20 protein-coding genes and 1 tRNA gene are annotated in these 21,268 nt (G+C 25.7%); 5 read left to right on the top strand and 16 right to left on the bottom strand.

Annotation, left to right across the window (positions count from 1 at the left end):
- Positions 1-47: 47 nt before the first annotated feature.
- Both EXC28_RS05445 and EXC28_RS05440 read right to left on the bottom strand, forming a co-directional pair.
- Positions 48-1,592 (bottom strand): MATE family efflux transporter, encoded by a 1,545-nt coding sequence (locus EXC28_RS05445; RefSeq protein WP_029330676.1) that lies wholly within the window; start codon positions 1,590-1,592, stop codon positions 48-50.
- Between the two features lie 9 nt (positions 1,593-1,601).
- Positions 1,602-2,372, bottom strand: coding sequence for a hypothetical protein (locus EXC28_RS05440; protein ID WP_029330678.1), 771 nt, complete (start codon positions 2,370-2,372; stop codon positions 1,602-1,604).
- 166 nt (positions 2,373-2,538) lie between these two features.
- Here EXC28_RS05440 and EXC28_RS05435 point away from each other — a divergent pair, with 166 nt between their 5' ends.
- Positions 2,539-3,342, top strand: a complete 804-nt coding sequence (locus EXC28_RS05435) for a dimethylarginine dimethylaminohydrolase family protein (RefSeq protein WP_029330680.1) — start codon at positions 2,539-2,541, stop codon at positions 3,340-3,342.
- A gap of 89 nt (positions 3,343-3,431) precedes the next feature.
- On the opposite strand, the gene gpmI is transcribed toward EXC28_RS05435, so the two are convergent.
- The gene (gpmI, locus tag EXC28_RS00805; protein WP_029330682.1) at positions 3,432-4,940 is read right to left on the bottom strand and encodes a 2,3-bisphosphoglycerate-independent phosphoglycerate mutase; all 1,509 of its coding nucleotides are present in this window, start codon (positions 4,938-4,940) and stop codon (positions 3,432-3,434) included.
- A 69-nt stretch (positions 4,941-5,009) separates the two neighbouring features.
- Positions 5,010-5,085, bottom strand: a tRNA-His gene (locus EXC28_RS00800).
- A 143-nt stretch (positions 5,086-5,228) separates the two neighbouring features.
- On the opposite strand from EXC28_RS00800, the gene EXC28_RS05430 reads away from it, so the two are divergent.
- Entirely contained in the window at positions 5,229-6,458 is a 1,230-nt protein-coding gene (locus EXC28_RS05430; protein ID WP_029330684.1) for a hypothetical protein, read from the top strand.
- Positions 6,459-6,497: 39 nt separating this feature from the next.
- Here EXC28_RS05430 and rsmI read toward each other — a convergent pair whose 3' ends face one another.
- The 6 genes from rsmI to dnaX are packed head-to-tail and all read right to left on the bottom strand — an operon-like array spanning position 6,498 to position 11,751.
- Positions 6,498-7,208: a 16S rRNA (cytidine(1402)-2'-O)-methyltransferase gene (gene rsmI / locus EXC28_RS00790; RefSeq protein WP_029330687.1), complete on the bottom strand. Its 711-nt coding sequence runs from the start codon at positions 7,206-7,208 to the stop codon at positions 6,498-6,500.
- Positions 7,198-8,088, bottom strand: a complete 891-nt coding sequence (locus EXC28_RS00785; protein ID WP_051622616.1) for a hypothetical protein — start codon at positions 8,086-8,088, stop codon at positions 7,198-7,200. The genes rsmI and EXC28_RS00785 overlap by 11 nt, the downstream gene beginning before the upstream one ends.
- Complete coding sequence (tmk, locus tag EXC28_RS00780; protein WP_029330691.1) at positions 8,088-8,735, bottom strand: dTMP kinase; 648 nt, start codon at positions 8,733-8,735, stop codon at positions 8,088-8,090. Before tmk ends, EXC28_RS00785 begins: the two co-directional genes overlap by 1 nt.
- 11 nt (positions 8,736-8,746) lie before the next feature.
- Positions 8,747-9,334 (bottom strand): toprim domain-containing protein, encoded by a 588-nt coding sequence (locus EXC28_RS00775; RefSeq protein ID WP_029330693.1) that lies wholly within the window; start codon positions 9,332-9,334, stop codon positions 8,747-8,749.
- Positions 9,334-9,627 (bottom strand): YbaB/EbfC family nucleoid-associated protein, encoded by a 294-nt coding sequence (locus tag EXC28_RS00770; protein ID WP_029330696.1) that lies wholly within the window; start codon positions 9,625-9,627, stop codon positions 9,334-9,336. Before EXC28_RS00770 ends, EXC28_RS00775 begins: the two co-directional genes overlap by 1 nt.
- A gap of 18 nt (positions 9,628-9,645) precedes the next feature.
- The gene (dnaX, locus tag EXC28_RS00765) at positions 9,646-11,751 is read right to left on the bottom strand and encodes a DNA polymerase III subunit gamma/tau (protein WP_029330700.1); all 2,106 of its coding nucleotides are present in this window, start codon (positions 11,749-11,751) and stop codon (positions 9,646-9,648) included.
- Between the two features lie 140 nt (positions 11,752-11,891).
- Between dnaX and EXC28_RS00760 the strand changes: the two genes are divergently transcribed.
- Entirely contained in the window at positions 11,892-12,314 is a 423-nt protein-coding gene (locus EXC28_RS00760) for a bis(5'-nucleosyl)-tetraphosphatase (RefSeq protein ID WP_029330701.1), read from the top strand.
- A gap of 421 nt (positions 12,315-12,735) precedes the next feature.
- On the opposite strand, the gene EXC28_RS05425 is transcribed toward EXC28_RS00760, so the two are convergent.
- From EXC28_RS05425 to secA, 4 genes are all read right to left on the bottom strand, one after another.
- A complete protein-coding gene (locus EXC28_RS05425) occupies positions 12,736-13,350 on the bottom strand; it encodes a hypothetical protein (RefSeq protein WP_029330702.1) in 615 nt (204 codons plus the stop codon).
- 113 nt (positions 13,351-13,463) lie between these two features.
- Positions 13,464-13,880, bottom strand: a complete 417-nt coding sequence (locus tag EXC28_RS05420) for a hypothetical protein (RefSeq protein ID WP_029330705.1) — start codon at positions 13,878-13,880, stop codon at positions 13,464-13,466.
- A 12-nt stretch (positions 13,881-13,892) separates the two neighbouring features.
- Complete coding sequence (locus tag EXC28_RS00745; RefSeq protein ID WP_029330707.1) at positions 13,893-14,327, bottom strand: hypothetical protein; 435 nt, start codon at positions 14,325-14,327, stop codon at positions 13,893-13,895.
- On the bottom strand, positions 14,328-16,919 hold the full coding sequence (gene secA, locus EXC28_RS00740) for a preprotein translocase subunit SecA (RefSeq protein ID WP_112541180.1): 2,592 nt from the start codon (positions 16,917-16,919) through the stop codon (positions 14,328-14,330).
- Between the two features lie 197 nt (positions 16,920-17,116).
- Here secA and EXC28_RS05415 point away from each other — a divergent pair, with 197 nt between their 5' ends.
- Positions 17,117-17,878, top strand: a complete 762-nt coding sequence (locus EXC28_RS05415) for a hypothetical protein (RefSeq protein ID WP_129695085.1) — start codon at positions 17,117-17,119, stop codon at positions 17,876-17,878.
- Positions 17,879-18,105: 227 nt separating this feature from the next.
- A complete protein-coding gene (locus tag EXC28_RS05410; protein ID WP_029330713.1) occupies positions 18,106-18,963 on the top strand; it encodes a hypothetical protein in 858 nt (285 codons plus the stop codon).
- A gap of 79 nt (positions 18,964-19,042) precedes the next feature.
- Here the strand turns inward: EXC28_RS05410 and tig are convergent, their stop codons facing one another.
- Positions 19,043-20,443 carry a trigger factor gene (gene tig, locus EXC28_RS00725; RefSeq protein WP_029330715.1) on the bottom strand — a complete coding sequence of 467 codons (1,401 nt, stop codon included), beginning with the start codon at positions 20,441-20,443 and terminating at the stop codon, positions 19,043-19,045.
- A 74-nt stretch (positions 20,444-20,517) separates the two neighbouring features.
- Complete coding sequence (locus tag EXC28_RS00720) at positions 20,518-21,210, bottom strand: hypothetical protein (protein WP_232028563.1); 693 nt, start codon at positions 21,208-21,210, stop codon at positions 20,518-20,520.
- Between the last annotated feature and the right edge of the window lie 58 nt (positions 21,211-21,268).

Below are 21,268 nucleotides of genomic sequence, written 5' to 3'. Positions count from 1 at the left end.
TTTATTTTACATAAATATTTTTTAAATTAAAAAATAAACCAACAGGTTTACTTTTCAATAACTAATTGTTTATCAATTTCCGTTTCCTTAGTAATGTTTTGTTTTCAATTAGATTTTAATTGAATTACTTCGTATAATAATCATCTAATAAAATCTCATGAAAACAATAAGAAATATGATACCGGCAATGTGATATTAGTATATTTAACAATTGCAAAACAAATAATTACATGTCAAATCATCATTGATCATTGACCACCCAACAATGCAATTGATGCTATAATACTTTCCCCGCCCGATCTAATTAAAGCTAACGAAGTATAAAATCAACATCAAATTGGATTAAAACCAATAAATGTTCATGAACAATTAATGAAATTTTTTCTAAATTCTGCAATCCCTTGTTCAACCATTGTATTTAATTGTTCTGGTGTAACATTTGAATCGTTTTTAAACTTATCAGTGATCGTTTTTGCCACACCAGATGAAGTCATTGAAGCATATGCAATTCCATAAACAACACCAATCATTATAATTGAAACAAAAATTCCGCAGATTGTATGAAATCCTTTTAATTCTTGCGATCTTCTTTGTGCCTCTTCAAATTCCGAATTACCCAAATGCGTTGCAACAAAATAAGAAACGTTGCTTGAACATACACCAGTAACAGCGGCAGCAATTGAGGCAAGAGATTCAACTAAACCTAATACAGTAACACCACTTATATTCATTCATGGTTCACCAATTGATTGCTCTGGATATGCTCTAGCTCAAAGAACCATTCTTAACGGTATTGTTCCCATTGCCAATATTGTCAATAACATTGCTGGAATTTTTTTGCATATTTGAATTGCAATCATTTTTTTGATAAAAAATATTTTTAAAGGACTCATAAAAATTTTACGATCCTTAAAATATGTAAATAACGAGTCACTAATTAAGCAGACAAATGCCGCACAAATTGAACCAACAGCAGCTCCTCAAGCTGGTAATTTAAATCCATATAACAATGTTGCATTTATTGCCGCATTTGTAATTAAAGTTAATGTAGCACTAATGAAAGCGTAATTTGAATGTCCTGTTTCGTTTAATAACATATTTGTATTGAAGTTATAACATGTAATTAATCAAGAAAAAGTAATAATAATTAAATATCATCTTGCTTGTTCTAAAGCTAAAGGAGATATAGTTTTGCCAGCAACAGATGTAATCATTAAATCAGTTATTGATCAACTTGGTATTGCAAAACCTAATACAAAAAATACATTCATTCAAAATCTCAAGTTCATTACTTGATTTACTTTGTCATACATTTTCCGACCATAATATTGACCAACATACATAGCAGCTATTCCTTGAATGGCAAAAAATATTATATATATCAAACCAGTTCAAGTGTTTGCATATGTTAATGCATCAATACCATAATTTAAATGGCTTACCATAAAGTTATCAAGGAAACCATTTAAACAAAACAAAATTTCGCCAATTACAATGGGAAGAGATTTCAAAATATACATTTTTCAATCAACTTTTGTTTTGGGAAAAAGACCGGTAAATCAATTATTTTTCTTTACAATTGATCCGTTCATATTTATTCCTTATATTTCTCAAATTTTTTCTTTTATTTCTTTTATTGTTAATTTGTCATTTAAATTTAAATTATTAATTTGTTTCAATAATTCTTGTTTATATAAAACTTCTTTAACCAATTCATCATGTCGCTCAGGAATTGATGCTAAATAATACATTTTCAATACATCATCCTTTGAATATTTTTTCAATTCCTTAGTAAATGTTTTTTCATTAATATCGCTAATAAAATATCTAGCACGGCTATCTTTTGTTCTTAGATTTTTTAATGAATTTACATACAATCAATAACCAGCGTAAGAAGCAATTGCTCCACTGCGATGCATGAGTGAATCATAAACTTTTTTGCCTTGTAATTTTTCTATTAATTGTTTAGTGTTAATAAAATATTCATTTTTAAATGTTTTAGCAGTTAATTTAGATAATGAAACTTCTCTTTGTTTAATCAAAGGTAAAACTTGGTGATCGGGGAAAATTTTTTTAATACATTTCTTTTCAAGTTCTGGGTTATGCCCAATAAAAACCACTTTATTAACATCAATTTCATCATTTATTCGTTTAATATCATCAATAATGTTTTTCTTTAAAAAGAATCATATACTTTCAATTCCGCGATGTTTGTGAAAATCAATAATAAAAGTTGATGTTTCAAAAACACCTTTTTTATTCAAAAGACCAATTGTATAACAATATGGGATTCCGCTTGGCAATTTAATTAATCTAGCAAAGGGATTAGTGATTGCCTCGAAATCAATATATACATTATGATTCACTAGCATGGTAATAAAATTTTACCAAAAAATACTTTTTTTATGTTTCTGTTTCACTACAAAAATTAGCAAATTATTTCTTTATATAAAGTAAAAAATTCTTTTACAATAATTGATAAAATTATGTTTGAGAATAATTATTCTCGATGACTATTATTAAAACATAAGGAGAATTATGTCACAATTAAAAAACAAATTTCACAATGTTATTGTAAAAACACCTGCTAGCACAATGACAGAAGGTATTGCATCTTCTGAAGCTGCTATTGCAATGGGAAAACCAAACTATGAATTAGCACTTAAACAACACGAAGCTTACAAAAAAGCTTTAGAAAGCTGTGGTGTAACAGTAACATGTGCACCTAAAAATGAAGCATACCCAGACTCATGCTTCGTTGAAGATACAGCAGTTATCGTAACTGGAGAATTCGCAATTCTAACAAACCCAGGAGCTGCATCACGTAATGGTGAAAAACATGAAATGTTACCATATCTACAAAAATTCTTTGATGAAAAACATTTATTCAAAATTGAAGCACCAGGAACTGTAGATGGTGGGGATGTTATGATGGTTGGAGACACCTACTACATCGGTATGTCAGAAAGAACAAACCGTGAAGGTATTCGTCAATTCCACAACATTCTAGCTGCACATGGTAAAAAATGTATTCCTGTTCCAATGACAGAAATGTTACACCTAAAAACAGGAGTTAACTACTTAGAACACAACAACCTATTAATTTCAGGTGAGTTTCTAAATTATCCAACATTTAAAGATTTCAACCAAATCGTTGTTAAAGCACCAGAAGAATATGCAGCAAACTGTATTTGAGTAAATGAAACAGTTATCGTGCCAGAAGGATACCCTAATGTTCTAAAGGCTGTACAAGATTTAGGAATTTACAGAGTAATCACCTGTGACACTTCAGAATACAAAAAATTAGATGGTGGATTAAGCTGTCTATCATTAAGATTTTAGTAATAGCTCTATTTTTAAAGGTGTGAAACACCGCCTTTTTCTTATATTAAAAAACAACGCTTTATGCGTTGTTTATGTTTAATGAAAAATTACTTAACAATCAATGAATTTCCAGTCATTTCACTTGGTTTTTCAATTCCAAGATAATCTAAAATAGTTGGAGCAACGTCAGCTAATGTACCATCTTTTAAACTAAAGCTTTTATCGCTTGATACAAACATAACGGGATATGTTGTATGTTTAGTAGCTGGTTTACCATTTTCATCTTCGGTTAATTCTGCATTTCCGTGATCTGCTGTAACAAATCATGTAACGTGTTCTTTATTTGCTGCTACATAATTTAAAATTCTTTCAAATTGTTCATCAAGAAATTCAATAGCTTTGATTGTTGAATTTAGGTTTCCTGTATGCCCGACCATATCTGGGTTTGCATAATTCATGATAACAAAATCGACTTTATCAATGGTTTCTAATAATTTATCTGTGATTTCTTTAGCGGACATATGTGGATAATCAGCATAAGATTCAACTTTTAGACTATCTACTAAAATACGTTCTTCGTTGTTATAAACAACATCAATTCCACCATCCATAAAGAAAGTGACGTGAGCATATTTTTGTGTTTCTGCTAAACGCAATTGTTTTAAATTAGCTTTTGCTATTACTTCTCCCAATGGATTAGTTACTTTCATTTCTTCAAATGCAATTTTAGAATCAATTCCTTCGTATTTCATCATTGAAACAAAAGAATCAATTATTCTAGTTTCACTTGGTTTGTAATCATATAGATTTGAACCAATTAACATATGACTTAATTGTCTTGCACGATCTGGACGGAAGTTAAAGAAAATAACTGAATCATGATCTTGAATGAATTTCCCATTTTTTAATTGCGCAGGAACGAAAAATTCATCGTAAATACCTTTTTCATATTGTAATTCAATGTATTCGTCAATATCTTCAATTACATTATTTGATAAACCTAAAATTGCATCATAACTTAATTGGTTACGTTCAAACATTTTATCTCTATCCATTGCATAGAAACGACCGGCAATTGAAGATATAGTGTAATTGTATTTTGCAACTTTTTCTTTCAATGGATTTAATGAATCATATATTGATTGTGGTTTAACATCACGGCCATCACCAAAAACATGAATTGATACATTTTTTAGTCCTTCATTATAAGCTAGATCTAAGATTGCAAATAAATGTTGGTCTAATGAATGCACACCACCTGTACTTAATAGACCCATTAAATGTAATGTTGTATTATTCTTTTTAGCAGTTCTAATTGTGTCTAATAAAATTTGATTTTGATTAAATTTATTTGTTTCAATAGCGTTATTAATTAATGATAAACCAGTATATACAACTCTTCCGGCACCAATTGTTAAATGACCAACTTCTGAATTACCAATTTGACCTTTTGGCAGTCCAACATATTCACCTGATGCTTGAAGTTTTGAATTTGGACACATATGTGTTAAATAATCAAAAATTGGGTGAAATGCTTGTGCATAAGCATTACCTTGTTTTTCTTCTCTAATACCAAGTCCATCAATAACTGTTAAAATAATTTTCTTTTTATTCATAATTCCTCTTATTTTATTAATTAAATGAAATTTATATTAATAATGATACCAAAAAATGAATAAAAAAAATGGGGCGTTCGAAGGGAGTTGAACCCTCGAATGTCGGAGCCACAACCCGATGCGTTAGCCGTTTCGCCACGAACGCCATTTACGTGTAATATTATAACAAAAACAAACTTGTTTTTAAATAATTAAATTAATTCATTAAAAAACCGAAAAATTAAAAAAAAAAAAAAAACAATCGGGTTTTATAATGTTTATATAAATGTTCTAGGAGGTTGTGATTCTATGAAAACGTTAGAATTTAAATATATAATCAACAAAATTTGAATCGTATTTCTAAAATTTTGTACACCAATTCTTATTAACTTATATTTCTTATTTGAAAAATATGATTCAGAGACATCTTTTAAAAGACTATTTATTATATCAATTCCTGCTTTAGTTATTCATATTGGTATCTTAATTACGGTTTGTATATTAACCTTTAAACAATCAAGAAATTATCAATGAGTAAAAAACTTAAAGAAAGATAGTATATCGAAATGAAATCATTATATTTTCGAAAAACGTCTTTCAAATAAAAATGAACAAAAAATCGATGCTGTATATCATCAACAACTAAAAGAAGTTTGAAATAAAGACATCGATATTAACAATACTGATAAACCAAAAATCAAGAAGCAATTTGATATAGTCTATGTGTATTATTTATTCGTTAGTTCTTTACTTACTTTAATATTAAATGTAATTACTTTAGGAATTCATTTTCACGAATTAATGGCATACCAAAATAACATATATGGAAAAATAATCTTATATTTTATTGCTTCACTATGTATTTCCTACTTTTTATTAACTATCATCAATGGAATTATTTTAGGTATTAATAAACATAAAAATCACTTGAGAATTAACAACCAAGATTTACTATCTCCAAATACACCTAAAGAAAATTTAAAAGATTACATTTTATTAAATGCTATTTCATATCTACCGAAAAATAGGGAATCATTCTTTAAATGATTTAATGAAGATTGATTGATGTTAATTTCTCCTACATGGTTTTTATCATATGTAATATTTGACCCTATTGGACATTTTTCGAGAAAACAATTTTATCTAATAAATTGCTATAAAAAATTTGATGATCCTAAAATTAAAATTTTAAATCCTTCACAGACGTTAATAACTAAAATAAAATATTCTGAATTTCAATACACAATTGAAAACGATGCAGAGATAGTAATTTCTTTCAATAAAGAACACATTGAATATCCAAAATTATTTCAAGTAATTCATTGTGAAAAAAATTTAAAAATTATTACCAATGATTTACATTTCCAAACCTTTTTTGAAATTGTGTTGGAAAATATTTATCAAACATCTATTAGCAAAATCAATTGCGATATCAAAACTCAAGATATTCTTGAATGACAAAAAGATAATTATTTAAACAAAAGAATATCAAAAGCTCAATTAGAAGAGGAAGAAATAAATCATTTATTAGAACAATAATTTTGTAAATAAAAATCTAAAGTGTACTACTTTAGGTTTTTAAATTATTTCTTTAGCGTATTTATTAATTTTGGTTTTCTTAATTGGTTTAATATCAAATACTAAACTAAACTCACCTTTTTCATTATCAGAAATTAATTGCAAAATTTCTTTAGGTGTTCCTTCATAAGAAAACTCATGTAATTTAGTCATTTCTTTAATTAAATACAATTGAATATTATCATTAAATATAATTTCAAAATCCTGAATTGTGCTATGTAATTTATGTGGTGATACATAACATACATATGTGCCTGGATTTAACTCTTTTAATTGATTTTGACGTGAAATAGATTTATCTTTTAAAAATCCAAGAAAAGTAAATGTATTTGAAAAATTGGCTTTAATTAATGCATGAATTAACGCAGTTGGTCCACCAATTACATCAATAAAAATATTGTTCTGTTTTGCAACTTTAATTATTTCAAAACCAGGATCTGAAATACAAGGCATTCCTGCATCTGTTATTAATGAAACATTTTTTCCCTGTTGAATTAAATGAATAATTTTAGGTGTAATTTGATGCTCATTGAAATTATGATAACTTATTAATGTCTTACCGGTAATTTCATAATGTTTTAACAATTTTTGACCAACACGAATATCTTCACACAAAATAACATCTGATGATTTCAAAGTATTAAGCGCTCTGATTGTAATATCATCTAAATTACCAATAGGGGTTCCCACGATATTTAATTTATATTCCATAAATTGCTCCTAATTTAGAAATGAAATTTTTAATCTGTAAATTCATATTAACATTAATGTTAAAAATTTCTAATGTCTGATTGCATAATTCAATTAATTCATTTTCTTTATCAAAATTATGTCATTTCTTTATACAATTTATTGTCTTTAGCACAATAAAATTGTTTGAAAAAGCAATAGTTTTTGTTTTGACAGTTTCTAGTAAAAATTGTTTGATAAATAAAATCATTGCTTTGAAATTATTATCCTTTATAGACATATCTAAAAATGACAGTAAAGTCAATGGTTTAACAGGTGCATTGCATAATAAAGAATAAGTTTGTTCAAGTAATTCAATCGATAAATCTTGCTTGATTAAATTTAATTGTTCTTCATTTTCTGTTAAAAGTGAATAAAACGAAGCAAATTGAATGTTGGAATGATTAGAGATGTTTTTATTAATTGTAATAATGTTTGCTCTTGATTTAATTGTTTTTAATACAAAATCAATGTTGTTTGTCGTTAATAAAATGTATGTATTTAATGGTGGGTTTTCAAGAAATTTTAATAATGAATTTAATGTTGAAATATTACCATTTTCAACATTTTCAATAATTAAAATTTTCTTTCTTTTAACATTAAAAGTACTTTCATACACTCTCTGAATTAGTGCATTAATTTCTTCTTTTGAAATATTTCCTTGTTTGTTTGTGTTTTTATAAACATATGACTTATTAGATAGTTCTTCATATTTAACTATATTGTCATTGTTTAGTTTATTACAAAAATATAAAATATAAGGTTCAAAATTAATACTATTTTGACCCTCAAGCAAATAAACTTGACTTAATTTGTTTAACGTATATGCATTGTCAATGATTTTATAAAATGTTTGGATCACTAATTCAACACTCCTTCTTGTTTTAAAACATTTAAAACACGTTGGAATAGTTCGTTAATATCACATTTAGCATCAATGATTCTAAATTGTTGCGGATCGTCGTTAATAACATTTAAATATGCTTCTTTTAAATTTTCATAATATTTAATATCGGTGTGTTCTAGGCGATCCATTGAAGTTCTTAAATGTGTTAATCTTTCAACCGAAGTTTGTGGTTCAAGATCTAGAAAAATCACAAAATCAGGTTTTGTGTTGTTGGTTGCAATTTCATTTAGTTGTTTAACAGTTTGCAAACCAACTTCACCTAAAATACCTTGGTAAACAAATGATGAATGTCAATATCTATCGCTAATGACATGTTTTCCACTTTCAATTGCAGGTCAAATACCTTTTTCTAAATTCAATCTACGAGATGTTGCGAATAATAATGCATCAACCATTTGAGAAAATGAATTTTGATTATCTAAAATTAGGTTTCTAATTTTTTCTGCTTCTTTTGAAAATGCAGAACCAGGTTCTCTTGTAAAAACAAATTTATCAACTAAATTATTTTCTTCTAAATATACCTTTAGCATACTAATAATAGTTGATTTTCCTGCTCCATCCATACCTTCAATTGTTATAAATTTACCATTTTGTGATTTCATAATTGTATTCCTTACATTTTAATTTTGTTAATTAATGATTGTTTTAGTGTAATTGGATCAATATATTCTAATGTAGAACCCATTGGAAGACCCATTGATAATTGATAAACGCTTAAATTTGGATAATGTTTTTTTAACAATTTCTTTAAATATTCCATTGAAAAATGACCTTCAAGAGTTGCGGGTAACCCCAAAATGATTTCGTTATATTTATTTCCTAATTCAATCAATTTATCAATGTTATTTAAAACTTTGTTTTCGTTATCTTTCAGTTTATACAAACCTTCAAGTACGAAATAATAACCTTTATAAAAATCTAAATTTTCAATTTTTTGTACATCCAAATGATTTTCAACTACAAATAAACTTCTACTACGGGTTTTATCTATACATATTGAACAATTCGCATCAGTTGTGTAGCAATTACATATATCGCATTTCTTAATATTTTGTTTTAGATTATTGATTTTTTGAATCAATTCATTAATTTCAATATCATTGCTTTCGATAATATATGCAATTGTTTTTTGAATCTGTTTTTTAGAAAATCCAGGAATTTTTTTAAGTAATAATTCCAATTCTTCAAAATATTTATTCATTAAAAAGGTAATCCTGATGCTGAATATTCACTTTCAAGTTCAGCATATGCTTCTTCAACTTTATCAATTCCTTCATTAATAGCCAACATTACTAGATCTTGAATTAATTCAGGATCATCTGGATCAATTAAAGCTTCATTAATAGTAATTGATTTTACTTTACGTCTTCCTGTTATTACTAAGCTAATTCCTTGTTTTTCTATTAAAAATTCTTTATTTTGAATTTCTTTTTCTTTTAATTCCATTTCAGTTTGTAATCTTTTTGCTTTTTTAAGCATTTCATTCATATTCATTGCCATTGTGTTCTCCTTTTATTTAACCATAAAATCATCGCCAAAAATTTCTCTACCAGCTTCTTCTAATTTTTTTAATTCTTTGTCATATTTCTTCGCTAAATCTTGGAAAGTAATTTTTGGTTTTCTTGTTCTAATTTCATCAATGTGATCTTTTCAATATTTCTTTATGTCTTCATATTGTTTATCAGTAATTGCCATAATATGGACAAATCTACCAAATAAATGAGCAGCCGAACAAACAATTGAATGTTCGTATGCCTTTTTATTCAAGGTAATAACGTTTAAGGTGTTGTTTCCTACAAAAATAACAAAATCTTTTGCAGAAGCCTTTAATTTCATATCTTTGATTAAATTGATTAATTCAATATCTTTTTGTTTCTTCAATTTAGTTTCAAGCTGTGAAAAATTAGTTGCGTCCATACCAGCATAATCAACAACATTTGGAAGTTTTTGTAAAACATTTTTCTTTTGATTCATATTAATAATCAAACATTCAATTAATGTTTCTTGATCAATGAATTCACGTTGTTTAAACTCCATAGTCTGTGTCTTAATCTTATTATCAATATCAGAAATTAAACTATCTTGTTTCTCGAATAATTGGTTATTTTCTTGAAAATCGTTAATTTCATTTTCATCTGTATTATCAAATGAGCTTGAAATAATTGAATTATTTAAATCATTTTGATCCATTAATTTAGTATTTTCATTAACCATAATTTCAGAAGTTCTTTCTAAAATTGTGTCAATGTCAATTTCTGTTGTATGTGTTTTTGTTTGAATATCGGATAAATTTAAAAATGTATTTCCCTTATTATCAGCAATTGTTTTATTTACAACCTTTTCATTAACAACAAAGTCAGTTGTATTTTCAAAATCTTGATCGAAATGATTTGATTCAGCATCTAAATTAACCATTTCATCAATATCAGTTGTTTTTTCAAAAAAGGCTTGATTTGTTGAATGTTGATTGGTCTGAATTAAATTTTGTGGAATCTCAATTGTGTCTGTTTTAGGTAAAACTTTAACATTTTGATTATCTTCAATATTTTTTACATGAGTCAATTTTAAAAATAATAGTTCAACGTTTTGGATAATATAATCGCTATATTTTAATTCTTTAATTGTTTTATTTATTTCTTCAACATAAATATATGCAATCTCTGTTGTTAGATTTAATTTATTTATATCTTCTAATTCAATCAATTCAAGTAAATCACCTGATTTAGTTTTGATATAAATAATATAATCTCTTAAAATATCGATTAATTGTACTAATAATTTCTCTAAATTAATTCCTTGTTCAATTAATTTATGTAAATTTTGTAAAACTGCTTTTGTATTTTTAGAATATAGTAAATTTAAAATATCTATCGCATATTCTTTATTTGCTAATCCAAAAAGTTCCTCAATTGATTCATTTGAAATAACCCCGTTGCCAACATATACAGATATTTGATCGGCAATACTCAATGTATCTCTTAAACTTCCTTTTCCTAATTTAGCAATGGTTGTTAATACATTATTTTGATATTGAATATTTTCTTTATCAAAAATGTATTTCAAATGATCAATGATTTCATTGAGATTGATTTTTTGGAAATTAAATCTTTGAACTCTACTTAAAATAGTAAAAGGTATTTTTTGAGGATCTGTTGTAGCTAAAATAAAAATTGCATGTTGTGGTGGTTCTTCTAATGTTTTTAATAATGCATTAAAAGCTCCTTTTGATAACATATGTACTTCATCAATAATATATATTTTGTAATTTGAATGTGTTGGTACGTGTTTGATTTTTTCTCTTAATTCACGAATATCATCAATTCCAGTATTTGAAGCGGCATCTATTTCGATAATATCTAAATTACGATCAATATTTTCAATACATTCTAAACAAGGTTTTAACTTATCGGATGAATGTCTACAATTAATCGTGTTAGCAAAAATTTTGGCCACCGATGTCTTACCAGTGCCATGAGGTCCGCAAAATAAATATGCGTGCGAAATTTTGTTAGTTAAAATAATGTTTTTTAGTGTTGTAATAATGTTTTTTTGCCCTTTTACTTCATCAAAACTATTCGGGCGAAATTGACGATACAAAGTAAGATATTTATTTTCCATAAAAACTTCCTAAATATATATAAATATATTTATATTTTACCAACACTATTATAAAAAACAACATAATTAAAATAATTTGCCTTAAAAGTATTTTTAAAACTTAAATCATTTATTTTTTATGTGCTATTATTAAAATATATATGACAGTTAAAAAAGAAAAATCTTGTGGAGCGATTGTTTTTAAACACGATGGACACAAAATAAATGTTTTATTAGTAGAACAAAATGCTGGTCATTGAGGTTTCCCGAAGGGGCATGTTGAAGCTAATGAAACAGAAGAACAAACAGCAATCAGAGAGGTCAAGGAAGAAACTAATATTGATATTAAAATCATTGATGGTTTTAGAGAGAAAAACACTTATTCACCATTGCTTTTAACAATAAAAGATGTAATTTATTTCGTAGCCGAACCATTAACAGATATTTTAATTAATCAAGAATCTGAAATTCAAATCGTTGAATGAGTTGACATTCAAACTGCAAAATACAGAATTACTTATTCAGATGATCTAAAAATTTTTAACAAAGCATTGCAATTCTATATCGAAACCATTCAACCTTAAAAACAACTTTTTATATATCCAGCAAATTATGCTGGATATATTATAACTATGTAATTTCTTATTAATCATTGAGTTTTTTATTCTCCATTAAAAAAATATCATTTAACAAATGTACATATTAAGACAATAATACAAATTATTTATTGATCAAAATTTGAATTTTAGAATATAACCATAAATACAACTCTGTTGAAATAATAAAACTTATTAAAGTTAGTAATACTATAATAAAAATATTAAACAATCTCTGTTTCAATACATTAAAACTTTTTTGTCATGATTTCATTAACGGCTATAAAATGTATTTTTAAAAAAGTAGAATATCTTTTGTGTTTTATCAATTAAAAAAGATACAAGATATTTTTTAATTTAATTATAAATATTAGTGAATAAAAAAATCGGCTTTAAACCGACTGTTTGATTATTCAGGTAATCTATTATAAGAATTATCTTTAATTGTTTCAACCGAACTATCAAATTCATCATCAAATGACTCTATTATTTTAAACTTGCTGTTTTTAAGCATTATAAGAGCAATTAACAACATTATTGGTACGAATATTCCCGCTAAAAATAATTTTTTATATATTTTATACTCAATTTTTCTATAGAAAATAATTGAATAAATTATGCTTACAATATGAAATATTGGACAGATAATACCAAATATAGCTGTCACAATAAATATATTAACAAATCTATTGAAGACACCTTTTTGTATAGCGTTAGTTTTTAATTTTCACAATCAAATAAAACCAATTAAATCAGCTACTATGAATGTTGCTCCTAAACATATAAATCTTCATAAGGGATTTTCGCCAATATAAAGATATATTTTAGTAAATAGAAAAATATATTCAACAACAACGCAAAGCATTCATATAGATAGTGATATCACCCATATATAATCAAAATAAATATCAGCAATAAATGCCACTATTAAAGATATTACTACAAGAACAATTGCAAAGTGTCGAATTGCCGATCAAACAATTCCAAAAATTATTGTCTTTCTATAATTAAATAATGACTTCATGTTCCTCCTTATAAATAAGGATATCTATTTCAAAAAAATAGATATAAGTTATTTTTTTCTGCAAAATCATTTATTTTGGTAAATAAAAAGTTGGTTTTTAAACCAACTATTAATTATTCAGGTAGTCTATCGACTAAATTGTCATTTTTATTAATTTGTTTTTGTTGAATTTGATTATTGTTATTTAACTGAGTTAAATCTTTTTTAGTATGAATAATCATAGAGCAAACTACTATATTTAAGGGAATAAATAAAACAGATAGAATTGTTAACATTTTGTATGTTGTATTTTTAATTTTAGTACTTAATACTATTAACAAAATAAATATTGGAATTATTAATACAAGACAACTTATTTTAATTCAATTTGCAGTATCCAATGCTGAATTTGACTGCGGAGTGTTCACTAACGCACCAATTAATGACACATATACACCAGTAAACATAAATGCAATTCCTATAGATAGTAAGATAATCAGAACTAATACCAAAACAAGATTGGTTATGGCAATTTTTTTAATCGTTTTCATAATTTAATCTCCCTATTCTGGTAACTTATCAACAAATGATGAAGGAATTTCTTCTCTAGTTGATGAATTATTAAAATGATTTGAATTAATATTGTTGCTATTATTATTTGTTTTACTATGATCACTTTTTGAGCCAATTAATATTGAATATCCTATAACCAATAAAATAGTAAAAAATATGCCCAAAATCAAAAGCGCTATAATAGCTCTAGTTTTAATTCTTGTAACTGTTAATATTGCAATAATAAAATTTGCAAATATAAATGGAATCACTGCAAATGTTAAACTAGAATATCTGAAATTTATTTCAAAGGGTTTAGATTCAATTGATGCCAGTTGATAAAAGTGATATATTGTAGCCACTAAGGAGATAATTATTATAATGATTGTTAATATTAATCCAGCAATAGCTAATCCTTTGTATTTTGATTTACCACTATTATTCATTTATTCTTCCTTTCTTTCTTTAATTTCTAAATCATCTAATGTTAATTTTAGAGTATTTAACAATTCTTTTTGTTTTTCTAAAATAGTTTTAGAAATTTCTTCTGGTTTTATGCCTTCTTTAGCTAATTTAGTCATTTCACTGTTTAATAATTGAGAAATAAATTGTTTAACTTTTTCAACATCTATGTTCTTATGATTATCAGATGAAATGGTATAAAATTCATTAGAAAAATTATTAGTCATTTGCAATGCATCATGATTATTCATTAAGTTAACAATGGATTCAATAGCTATTCTATTAGTTAATTCCTTAAATTTTTTAGAACCTAATTGAGTATAAACTTGATATGGATTCTTTTGAGAATATTGAACTAAATTAGAACTACGTCTTAATTTATCCATTGTATTAATGTGATCTTGTCATGCTGCATCAAAGACTTGAAGAATTATGTATCTCTCTGATGTATTTAATCCAGTAACACCAAATTTTTCAACAATATTTTTTCTTAAAATATCATATTCTTGATTAAACACTTTAGTAATGTATTCAATTAAATCTTCACGATCATATTTTCTTAATTCATCTGTTGAAAATTGACGTTGAGTTAAATTCATTCAGTTATTATTTAAATAACTTACAAAACCGTTTAAATCTAATGTGTTGTTTTTGTTAATGAAATATGGATTATTAACTGTTTGTTCAACACAAACTTCAATCATTTTTTTAATAATTGAACCTAGATCATCTCTTTCTAAAATTAAATCTCTTTGTTCATAGATTAAATCTCTTTGTTGTCTAATAACGTCATCATAACTTAAAACACTTTTACGGTTATCATAGTTGAAACCTTCGATTTTCTTTTGAGCTCTTAAAAATGCTTTCTTAATTGCTTCGCCTTCAATTGGATCATCGCCATATGCTTTAAAAATTTCTTTTCAACGATCTTGTACAGAGAATCTTAAAATCAATTGGTCATCTAATGATAAAAAGAATTTAGAATAACCAACATCACCTTGACGTCCTGAACGTCCTTTTAATTGATTATCAATCCGTCTAGATTCAGCTTTTTCTGTACCTAAAACATACAATCCACCTAAAGCTAATGCTTCTTTAGAAGGTTTAATGTCAGTACCACGACCAGCCATATTAGTTGCAATAGTTACGGCTTTAACCTGTCCAGCTTGTGCAATAATTTCAGCTTCTGATGAGTCTTGTTTAGCGTTTAAAACAGTATGTGGAATTCTTTCTTCTAATAAATAATGGTGTAATACTTCACTATCCTCAACTTGTGCTGTACCAATTAATAAAGGTTGTCCTTTTTCATATATCTTCTTAACTTCTTTAACAACGGCTTTTCATTTAGCATGCATTGTTACATAAATTTCATCTTTATCATCAATTCTCACAGTTGGTTTATTAGTTGGAACTACATTAACACGCATGTTGTAAATATCAATGAATTCCTTTTCTTCGGTTTTAGCAGTCCCTGTCATACCACTAATTTTCTTAAATAATCTAAAGAAGTTTTGATAAGTTATTGTAGCGAGTGTTTTTGTCTCTGGTTCAATATCAACTCTTTCTTTTGCTTGAATCGCTTGTTGTAGACCCTCTGAATACGCACGACCTTCCATAATCCGGCCAGTGAATGAATCAACTAATTCAATTTTGTCATTTCTTACAATATATTCAACATCTAATTTCATTACTTTGTGTGCTCTTAATGCATTTTGAATGCGATGAACTAATTCACTATTTTGAATATCATATAAATTTGAGAAATTGAAATATTTATTAGCTTTTTCAATTCCTAAATCAGTTAAATAAACGGATTTAGTCTCTTCGTCAATAAAATAGTCATCCATACTTAATGTTCTAACAAATATATCCGCAATATTATATAAAGGGCTTTCTCCTTCATCACCACCTGAAATAATTAAAGGTGTTTTTGCTTCGTCAATTAAGATTGAATCAACCTCATCTAAAAGAATGAAATCAAGTCCTCTTTGAACTTTTTCTTCTTTTGACATAACCATGTTATCACGTAGATAGTCAAACCCAAGTTCTGAATGGACGCTATATGTAACATCACAAGCATATGCTTTACGTTTTAAATCGGTTGGCATTTGAGCTTTATTAATTCCAACTGTTAGACCAAGTCATTTAAATACTTGTCCCATTTCCTCAGCATCACGTTCTGCAAGGTATTCATTAACAGTTGATACAATTACAGATGAACCAGTTAATGAATTTAAATACACAGGAGCAATAGAAGTAATGGTTTTACCTTCCCCTGTTTTCATTTCAGCAACTGAACCTAAATCTAAAATTAATCCACCAATCATTTGCACATCAAATGGTCTTTTACCTAAAACCCGTTTGGTTGCTTCTCTTGAAACTGCAAAGACTTCAGCACGAATATCTTCACGAGATTCACCTAAATTAAGACGTTGACGAAATTCAATCGTTTTAGCCTTTAATTCCTCATCAGTCAATTGTTGGATTTCTTCTTCTAGTGCATTAATTTTTTTCAGTGTTGTTTCTGCAATACGCATTTCTGTTGATTTAAAATCAAAAAGTTTTCTAAAATTCATATTTAATATTTTATATTAAATTTGAAATAAAAATTAAGTAATCTTTTTAATAATTTTCTAAAGTAAATACTTGCTTACATTATCTATTAAAAATTTGTATAAAATTTTCATCTCTAATTAGAACTAAAAATTTAAAATCTACTGATTTCTCATTGTTTCTACAATTATATAAACAGTTATAAGTTATAATATAAGTATTGATAGAATTTTGAAATTATTTAAGTGATTGTTTAAAAACTGTAAATAATATAATTATTCATGGTAGTTTTTTGTTTTATAAAATTAATTTTATAGATAGAGTTCCAAATGATGTTGACATTGGTTTTTTAAGTCTTCTAAATCTGGAAGAAAAAGAAAAAGAGTGAAATAATTTTATTAAAAATTTTAAAATCAAAAAGTGAATACTAAACACTGAAATACACAAAATAATCATAATTGAATATAATTCAAAAGAAATAAAAATTGAATGTTTAATGGGGAAAAATTTCACAATTGATGATATTGTGATAATTGATAATATTAAATGTTTGAAGTCTGAATATTTTTTACCTTCTAAATTGTGCCAATTATGTACGAATATTTATTCCAACAAAACAGATAAGATTAAAAAAATAATAGATGATATTAATTATTTCTTTAAAAAGAATATACCTTTTAATATAAATATTATTTCTAAGCTGATCTGTGAAAATATTAACTTTAGCGTGCAATTTGATATATTAATTCACAAACACAATCCTTATAGCATTGTTTTATTATTGGACAAAATACTGAAAAGAAAAAATATTTATTCTCTATTTCATATTAACAATATTAATTCACATTTAAATAATAATTTAACAATTATTCATTATATGTATAAGTTAGACCTTTTATTTTTAAACAAAAATAATTTAATTAAATTCTTACAGCTAAATAACTTTATTTATTCTCGGCGATTAACAAAAGTTTACTTATAAACACTTATAACACAAAAAAAATATGTATTTTATTCGAAAAATCCTAAATATTTTTTGAATTAATATTAATTAAAATGTTGTATATAACGAATTTAATATAAAAATTTACTTATATAAATTATCAAATATTATTATTGAAGAACAATGAATATAAAATACACGATTAATAATAATCATATAACTTACAATGAATTGTTATGAACATATTCAGGAGATCATTATTAACTATGAATTACAACTTTTTATTAAACCCAATAACAACTATATATACTATTAATAACATCAGGAAAAATAACAAAAAAGCTAATATTGCTTTTGCTCTTCTTATAGTTAGTCAAATTCAAATGTATTTAATCAACATTATAAATATAGTACTATCAGGAATTGTGTACAAATGAGAAATAAACTGATCAAAAGATAATATACACATACCATTAAATTACTTTTTCTCATTAGTAATTGGGTTTCTTTTAACATACGTCATATATTTAATAATTAGTTTTTCAATTGCCAAAAAAATAATATTATTAAATCAAAATGAAGCAATTGTAAATCAAATATTAAACAACCAAAAAAGATTTATGTATTTATGAAATTTAATTACAAATATTTTGTTAATTGCAACTATTATTATAAATACATATTTAAATATTTCTATATTCGAAGATAAATCATATGGAAATATAACATATCGTTATTGATTTTATGCAGCGCTAGTATTGATTTTAGCAATAAAGGTTATTTTTACAAATATTTTTAATCTAATTAGATTACACAAATTATTAAATTTAACACTTGATGATAATCATGCATATTGAAAAAATAATCTTATAAATCTTGTTGTTCTATATACTCTAACTACAACAATCATTGCAATATTCACTCACTTATCAATAATTCAAGTCATTTACAAATCATATGTCTATGCAGGTTGATGATACCATTTTTATGGTTTTCTAATTACTCCAATACTTGTATCTATTGCCATAATATTGAAATGATTAATCTCTTTTCTTGTTTTAAGAAAAGCAGAAATAAATATTTCAATTAAATTAAAATCTATATTTCTTGTGATAATGTACTAATACAATCAAATGATTAGATATTTAAAACACATCATACAAACAAAGAGTATGATGTGTTTTTGTCTTTATAAAGTTAATATTATTTCTTTTCTTCTTTTGCTTTTTCTTGTGCTAATTTGGTTTTTTCAACAATAGCTTCAGTTTTTTTGCTTTCGTAAGCATCTACTTCATCCATTGATTTTTTAAATGCTTCATAATTTTCTTTGTCGTTTGATTTAATTAATAAATCAATGATAAATTTGTTTGTTAAATTCATTTGTACATTTTCAAATCTTAAGAATGATTTAACAGATTCAGCAGGTAATCCGTATAGTTGTGCTAATTTATTAATTTCAGCTTCATAATCTGCATCTGTAACTTCGAATTTTTCTTCTCTAGCAATTGCACCCAAAATGAAAATTTCTTTTAATTTAGGTTCTGCCATTGCGTCATATTCTTTTAATATGTTTTCTTTAGTGTTGTTAGTGAATTCTAGGTATTCAGCTTCTGAAATTCCTTGTTGTTTGATGTTGTTTAATAAGTTTTGGTAGTATTTTGTAGCTTCTTCTCTAATTAATGAATGAGCAACAACTAATTTAGATTCTTTAACTAATTTAGCAACAGCTTTTTCCATGAATTCATTTTGAAGTTCAATGTTCTTACTTCTTTGAGCTTCCATTTTCACTAATTTTTCAAAATCTTTTACGCTTTCAACTAAAGGTAAGTTAATTTCTTTAATAAATTGTTCATCAATTGTTGGGTAATTTGGTTTTTTAACAAAATTAATTTTTACATTAAATACAACAGGCTTGCCAGCTAGATCTTTAACATGGTAATTTTTAGGGAAAGCTAATTGTAAATCTTTAACATCGCCTTTTTTAAGACCAAGCATTGCATCTTCAAAACCTGGAATAAATTGTCCTGAACCAATTTTAAGATCATATCCTTCAGCTTCACCACCATCAAATGGTTTTCCATCTATATAACCTTTGAAATCAAAGTTTACATCATCACCTTTAGCAATAGGTTCTTCTGATTCCATTGATACAACAAAGTTTGAAACAATTTGGTGTTCTGCATTTTTTAATTCTTCTTTTGAAGGGTTTAATTTACCTAATTTAATACCAAGTTGTTTGTAATCTGATAATTTAACTTCAGGATATAAAGCAAATTTAACTTCGATGGTTGATTTTTCTGGAGTAATTTCTTTTACATCCAATTCAGGTCTACCTAATACTTGATCTTCATTGGTTAATTGTGTTAAAATGTGGTTTTTATATACATTGTCTAATGAATTATCTAATGCTTTTTCTAATACTTCAATTGCATTTAAATGTTTATCAGCTTCTCTAGCTGGAGCTTTACCCTTTCTAAATCCTTTAATGGTTACATTTTTTCTTAAAATATTTTTAGCATTTTCAATTGCAGTTTCTCATTCTTTACCTTCAATGGTGTATGAAATGATTAATTCTGATGTTTTTTTATCAATCTTTTTTGACATTTTTTCTCCTTAAAATATAAGAAAGTTATTAATAACTTTAATTAATTATATATATATTTTTTTAAATTATGCGTTTAAGCAAAAATTTTATATACCTTTAATTCCTCTTCGTTTAATAAATCTTTATTTTTATTACCTAGGATAACCTCGATAACATTAACGATTGTTTGGTAATCATTTTTTGTTTTTAAAGTTAAGATTTCAATTCAATTTAAAAATAAATATGCAGAAAATACTTGTGTTGCAATTTTATATTTAGCAACATCTTTGGCAAATGTGTCAAATAATTCTTTTTGCATTTTTAAAATGTCTGCGTTTTTTAAAAATGAACCTAATTTAGCGGGATTAATAATTTCTGATTTTACTTTGTAATCGTAATCAATATTTAATTCAGCTAATAAATCATATATTAAAGTCTGAAATCCAGCATTATCAAAACCTTCTGTATTAAAAAAGTATTGAAATTCAGATGCATATTCTTTTAAATCGCTTCTAGTTTTTAATTGATTGTAATTTAACATAAAAATGTAATCCATTTTTTTGTTTTTTAAAGCATTAATCAATTCTAGAGTTTTTAAATCTGTCTTTGTCTTTAAATCGTTTTTCTTAATTTGATATAAAATGTCATCCTTTGCAGTTAGTAGCAATGAATGCATATCTTTTGTTAAAAATGATTTTAATTTTTGATCAATTAAATAAATTGCCTTTAATGGGTCATTTATTCTAATTTCTTCAATTTCTTGTAAAAAATCTTCTATTTTGTTCATATTCTCATTATTCATATTTAAAATATTACCTTATTTTATTAAGGTATATTAAAAAGAG

Source organism: Metamycoplasma cloacale (assembly GCF_900660735.1).
Taxonomy (GTDB): Bacteria; Bacillota_I; Bacilli_A; order Mycoplasmatales; family Metamycoplasmataceae; genus Metamycoplasma; species Metamycoplasma cloacale.
The sequence above is the reverse complement of the archived record's forward strand: the minus strand, read 5'-3'. Positions and strand labels throughout refer to the sequence as shown.